The sequence below is a fragment of the Nevskia soli genome (assembly GCF_903970205.1).
Taxonomy (GTDB): domain Bacteria; phylum Acidobacteriota; class Terriglobia; order Bryobacterales; family Bryobacteraceae; genus Bog-113.
The window spans coordinates 1-5,270 of record NZ_CAJCHS010000155.1 but is presented as its reverse complement, the minus strand read 5'-3'; the positions used below and the strand labels follow the sequence as shown (position 1 = coordinate 5,270).

Genomic DNA, 5,270 nt, shown 5'->3' with positions numbered 1-5,270 from the left:
GTCGTTGGTGGCTACCAGCGGAATCCCTGTCTCCGCCGACATTCGCGCGAGTGCTGGAATCACCACCTTATCGTTGTCGATGCCGTGGTCCTGCAGCTCGAGAAAGAAGTTGCCTTTGCCGAATAAGTCTTCGTATTCGTGCGCCAGACGGCGGCCATCCGGATAGCGATCGGCAACCACCGCTTCGTTAATGTCCCCGCGCAGGCACGCCGAAAGCGCAATCAGACCTTTCGAGTGCCGGTTAAGCAGGTCTTTATCGATGCGCGGCTTGTAGTAGAAGCCGTCGAGGAATCCGGTGGAAACCAGGTTGATCAGGTTGCGATAGCCCTCCTGGTTCTCGCAAAGCAGGACCAGGTGGTTATAGCGATCGTTATCCGCGCGCGTTTTGTGGCCGCGCTGCGAAACGTAGACTTCGCACCCGAGCACCGGGTGTACGCCGCACGCGTTGGCCGCGTTATAGAACTGCACGGCGCCGAACATGTTGCCGTGATCGGTCATCGCGATGGACGGCATCTTCTGCTCGGCGGCAACCTGCATCAGCTGGCTGATCTCGCAGGCGCCGTCGAGCAGCGAATAATCGGTATGGCAATGCAGATGGACGAAAGGGACTTCAGACATGCTTCGAGGCAATCTTCCCGGGGAGGCATCTTCATTTTTTCACACTTCGTGCCGGAGCGCGATGCGGGCTACGCGATGATACGATGACATTGGTCGATGCCCGAAGCAGCTCTGCTCGACACTCCCGAAATCCCAGATAAGCTGTACTTCCGCATCGGCGAGGTGAGCCGTTTGCTTGGCGTGGAGCCGTATGTGCTGCGCTACTGGGAAACGGAATTCCCGTCGGTATCGCCTAAGAAATCGGACACGGGACATCGCCTGTATCGCCGTAAGGATGTTGAGCAGCTACTCGAGATTAAAGAGTTGCTCTACGCGAAACGGTTTACGATCGAAGGCGCGCGGCAGACTCTGTCGTCCAATAAGAAGGTTGCAAAGGAGAAGGGACCGCGCGTCGAAGCGCCGCACTCGCAGCAGTGGCTGTTCGCGGGCGCATCGCCCCCGGAGCAAAGCGTGATCCCGGAAATTCGCAAAGAACTCGTGGCGATTTTGAAGATGCTGGGTTAGGATGCTGGGTTAGGCGCAGGGCACGAAAGCGAGTGGACCCGATCGAATGACGCGGACATATACTTTGGCAGTCGAAGGAGAGCCGGGCAGCTACATCGCCTATCTGGGTGAAGTTCGCGCTGACGCCTCGCCGACCGCGGTATTGCGCGAGATTGAAGTGGAAGTGCCGGTCGAAAGTTAGTCGCGTACGATAGCCGCGTAGATGCGATCGAGATCTTCGGCCGAGAAGTAATCGATTTCGACTCGCCCCCTGCCTTTGCCGCGTTCGATGATGCGAACCCGCGTCCCCAGCGCGCGTTCAAGATTCTCAACCGCGGCACGAACGTTCGGATCCTGCGGAGCCGGCTCGGGCTTTCGCTCCGGAGGGTCCGGTCTCGCCTGGTCGGTGGTGAGCTGCTCGACGTAGCGGACGGACCATTGCTGCTGCACGGCCTGAGCGGCAATCTGGCGAATCAGGGCGGGGTCGGCAATCTTCAGCAACGCGCGAGCGTGCCCCGGCGATAGTTTGCGCTCGGCGAGGAGGCGCTGCACTTCGTCGGGGAGTTGAAGCAGTCGAATCGCGTTCGAGATGGTCGCCCGGTCCTTGCCGGTGCGGCGGCCAATCTCTTCGTGGCTGAGGGAGAGATCGGCGCTCAACCTCTGGAACGCCCGCGCGGTTTCAATGGGGTCCAAGTCTTCGCGCTGGATGTTCTCAATTAGCGCCACTTCGAGCATCCGCTCATCCGGCATTTCTTGCACGCGAACCGGAACGGCAGTTAAGCCGGCTAATTGGGCCGCTCGCCAGCGGCGCTCCCCTGCAATCAACTGGTAGTGGTCATGGTGCGCCCGCACCACGATAGGTTGTATGATGCCTTCCGATTTAATGGAGTCGGCGAGCTCGGTAAGGGCGGCTTCATCGAAGTAGCGGCGCGGTTGGAAAGGGTTTGGAACGATGCGATCGACGGGCAGCTCGGTCGGAATTTGGGGTAGCGCGGCGATTGCGGGTTCCGATATCCGCTCTTCGCGGCCGGGAATTAGGGTGCTGAGACCTCGCCCTAGTGCTTTCTTGCTCATGCCTTAGGCTCGTGGCCGAGAATTTCCTTGGCGAGTTGGATATAGCTCTCCGCTCCCTTTGATTTCGGATCGTAGAGCGCGATGGGTTTGCCGAAGCTGGGCGCCTCGGCCAGCCGGATACTTCGCGGGATCACTGTCTTGCAGACCTCTTTCTTGAAAAACTCGCGGAGGTCGGCCGCTACTTGCCGGGTCAGGTTGGTGCGGTCGTCATACATCGTGAGCAAGATACCCTCGAGAGCGATTTTGTGGTGAAAAGAGTCCCGGATCCGATCAATGGTATCGAGGAGCTCGGAAATCCCTTCGAGCGCGAAAAACTCGCATTGAATGGGAATTAGAACGGCGTCTGAGGCGAGGAGCGCGTTCAGGGTGAGTAAGTCGAGCGCCGGTGGGCAGTCGATCAGTATGTAGTGATAGCGATCCCGAATGGAAGCAAGCTTCTTCCGGAGGGTATATTCACGTTCGGGTTTCGGAACAAGCGCGATGTTCGCACCGACGAGGTTTTTGTCGGAAGGGAGCAGGTCGAGTCCGTCGATTTCCGTCTTTACGATGGCCGAATTGACGTCGGTTTCGTCCATCAGTACGTTGTAGAGGGTGGGGCTGTCCGGCGACTTCTGAATACCGAGGCCAGTGGTCGAGTTTCCTTGCGGATCGGAATCGATCAGGAGAATAGGAATGTCGTTCATCGCCAGGGAGGCAGCGAGATTGATGGCGGTCGTCGTCTTACCGACCCCACCCTTTTGATTCGTAACGGAGATGATTCGACCCAACTGGCAAACTTACCATGTTTCACGTGAAACGCTGACCCGGGCGCGAATCAGGTATGTTTCACGTGAAACGTCAACCGCGGTTCAGAGTCAGATAGACATCCAGGACTGAAATCGCCGCTGGAGTGATGCCGGGAATGCGAGCCGCCTGACCAAGCGTCGCCGGCCGGACGCGCTCCAGCTTATCCTGGACTTCCCGAGAAAGTCCCGGAATCCTTCGGAAGCTGAACTGGTCCGGAATCGAACGTGCGATCGAACCATTCAGCTTCTCGATGTGACGGCGCTGCTGCGAAATGTAGCCCTCGTACTTGATCTCGGTCTCGACCGACGTGAGCAGTCCCGGCACGGGTGGCGCCCCCAACGTGCCTGAAACCCACTCCGGGATCTGCTCCAGGGATGCTTCGGGCCTCTTTAGCCACCCTCCGTACTTGCTAGACGCCAGACCCGCAAGCAACGTCGTTTTCTGCCTGGCTTTCGTCTGAAATCGGGTCCACCTCGCATCACTAACCAAGCCGGATTCGCGTCCCAGGGGCGTCAGGCGTTCATCAGCGTTATCGATCCGTAGGTGCAACCGGAATTCGGCCCTCGACGTGAACATTCGATACGGCTCGTCAGCGCCTTTCGTGATCAGATCGTCGATCATGATCCCGATGTAGGCTTCGTTTCGCGGCAAAACCAAACTGGCTTTGTTTTGAATCTTCAGCGCGGCGTTTAGCCCGGCGATCAGGCCCTGAGCAGCCGCCTCCTCGTAGCCGGATGTGCCATTAATCTGTCCCGCGAGGAAAAGACCGGGCAGTTTTTTCACTTCGAGCCGATGGTCCAGCTCGCGCGGATCAATCGCGTCGTACTCGATCGCGTAGCCGGGGCGGATCATTTCCGCGCGCTCAAGACCGGGGATCGAGGCGACCATCGCCTCCTGCACATCAAGCGGCATGCTGGTCGACATGCCGTTGATGTAAACCTCGTGGGTGTCGAGTCCTTCCGGCTCAAGGAAGATCTGATGCGACGGCTTGTCGGGGAACTTTACGAACTTGTCCTCGATCGAGGGGCAATACCGCGGCCCGACACCCTCGATCTGACCGGAATAAAGCGGCGACCGCGCAAGGCTCTCGCGGATGATACGTGCCGTCTCTTCGGTTGTATGCCCAAGGTGGCATCCGATCTGAGGCCGGTCAATCGAATCGGTCAGAAACGAGAACGGCGTCGGAACAGCGTCCCCCGGCTGCGGCGTAAACTTCGACCAGTCAATCGAGCGGCCATCCAAACGCGGCGGAGTGCCGGTTTTCAGCCGCGTCCAGTCGAGATTCAGACTCCGAAGCTGTTCGCCGAGAAGGTTCGCAGGCGCTTCGCCGTTGCGCCCGCACGCATATCGCTGCTCGCCCACGTGCGCCAACCCGTTCAGGAAAGTGCCGGTCGTAATGACTACTGCTCCGGACCGCATTTCGCGCCCATCCCGTAGGCGAACGCCGCGCGCGCGACCGTCTTCAATGACGATCTCCGCGACTTCCGCCTGCTTGATGTAGAGGTTCGGCTCGCGTTCCAGAACCTCCTTCATTTTCTGGCGGTACAGCTTCTTGTCGCACTGGGCGCGAGGGCTCCAGACAGCAGGTCCGCGGCTGGTATTCAGCAACCGGAACTGGATGCCCACGGCGTCCGCTACTTCGCCCATAATCCCGCCGAGAGCGTCGATTTCGCGGACTAAATGCCCTTTCGCAATGCCCCCGATCGCCGGATTGCACGACATCTGCGCGATCAGATCGGCATTCATCGTGACCATGGCCGTGCGCAGGCCTAACCGGGCACATGCGCGCGCAGCTTCGCAGCCGGCGTGTCCGGCCCCGACCACCACGACATCGAACGCTTCGCGCATAGCTTCAGTGTACGAGCAGAGCGTTCGGGTTGGTAACGTAGCTAGAGCATGCGGGTATTAGTGATAGGCTCGGGCGGCCGCGAGCACGCGCTCGCCTGGCGATTGCGCCGGAGTGAATCGGTAACGCACGTCATTGCAGCGCCGGGGAATCCCGGGATCGCTCAGGAAGCCGAATGCGTCAGCGTTCGGGACAACACAGTAGCGACTTTCGTGACTCTCGCCATCGAGCGGGATATCGATCTGACCGTCGTCGGCCCGGAAGCGCTGCTGGTCGGGGGGCTCGTGGATGGATTCGGGGCCACCCGGAAAAGAATCGTTGGCCCAACGGTGCGGAACGCGCGGCTCGAGGGCAGCAAGGTGTTCGCCAAGCGATTCTTCGCGCAGCACAAGATTCCAACAGCGGCGTTCGATGCCGTGACGTCGCCCGCCGAAGCTGAAGCTGTGTTGCGCAGGAGCCGATA

Annotated in this window: 5 protein-coding genes and 1 pseudogene; 2 read left to right on the top strand and 4 right to left on the bottom strand. The window is 59.6% G+C overall.

Annotation, left to right across the window (positions count from 1 at the left end; all coding sequences use genetic code 11):
* Positions 1 to 618, bottom strand: a 618-nt coding sequence (locus H1Y01_RS07155; protein WP_180539756.1) for a PHP domain-containing protein, incomplete at its 3' end; no start/stop codon positions are given.
* Positions 619 to 714: 96 nt separating this feature from the next.
* On the opposite strand from H1Y01_RS07155, the gene H1Y01_RS07150 reads away from it, so the two are divergent.
* The gene (locus H1Y01_RS07150; RefSeq protein ID WP_180539755.1) at positions 715 to 1,122 is read left to right on the top strand and encodes a MerR family transcriptional regulator; all 408 of its coding nucleotides are present in this window, start codon (positions 715 to 717) and stop codon (positions 1,120 to 1,122) included.
* A 177-nt stretch (positions 1,123 to 1,299) separates the two neighbouring features.
* On the opposite strand, the gene H1Y01_RS07145 is transcribed toward H1Y01_RS07150, so the two are convergent.
* The 3 genes from H1Y01_RS07145 to mnmG form a co-directional block, all read right to left on the bottom strand.
* On the bottom strand, positions 1,300 to 2,175 hold the full coding sequence (locus H1Y01_RS07145; protein WP_180539754.1) for a ParB/RepB/Spo0J family partition protein: 876 nt from the start codon (positions 2,173 to 2,175) through the stop codon (positions 1,300 to 1,302).
* On the bottom strand, positions 2,172 to 2,942 hold the full coding sequence (locus H1Y01_RS07140; RefSeq protein WP_180539753.1) for a ParA family protein: 771 nt from the start codon (positions 2,940 to 2,942) through the stop codon (positions 2,172 to 2,174). Before H1Y01_RS07140 ends, H1Y01_RS07145 begins: the two co-directional genes overlap by 4 nt.
* 70 nt (positions 2,943 to 3,012) lie before the next feature.
* A complete protein-coding gene (gene mnmG / locus H1Y01_RS07135; RefSeq protein ID WP_180539752.1) occupies positions 3,013 to 4,809 on the bottom strand; it encodes a tRNA uridine-5-carboxymethylaminomethyl(34) synthesis enzyme MnmG in 1,797 nt (598 codons plus the stop codon).
* 48 nt (positions 4,810 to 4,857) lie between these two features.
* Between mnmG and H1Y01_RS07130 the strand changes: the two are divergent.
* Positions 4,858 to 5,270 (top strand): annotated as a pseudogene (locus H1Y01_RS07130) (phosphoribosylamine--glycine ligase); the annotation flags it as partial.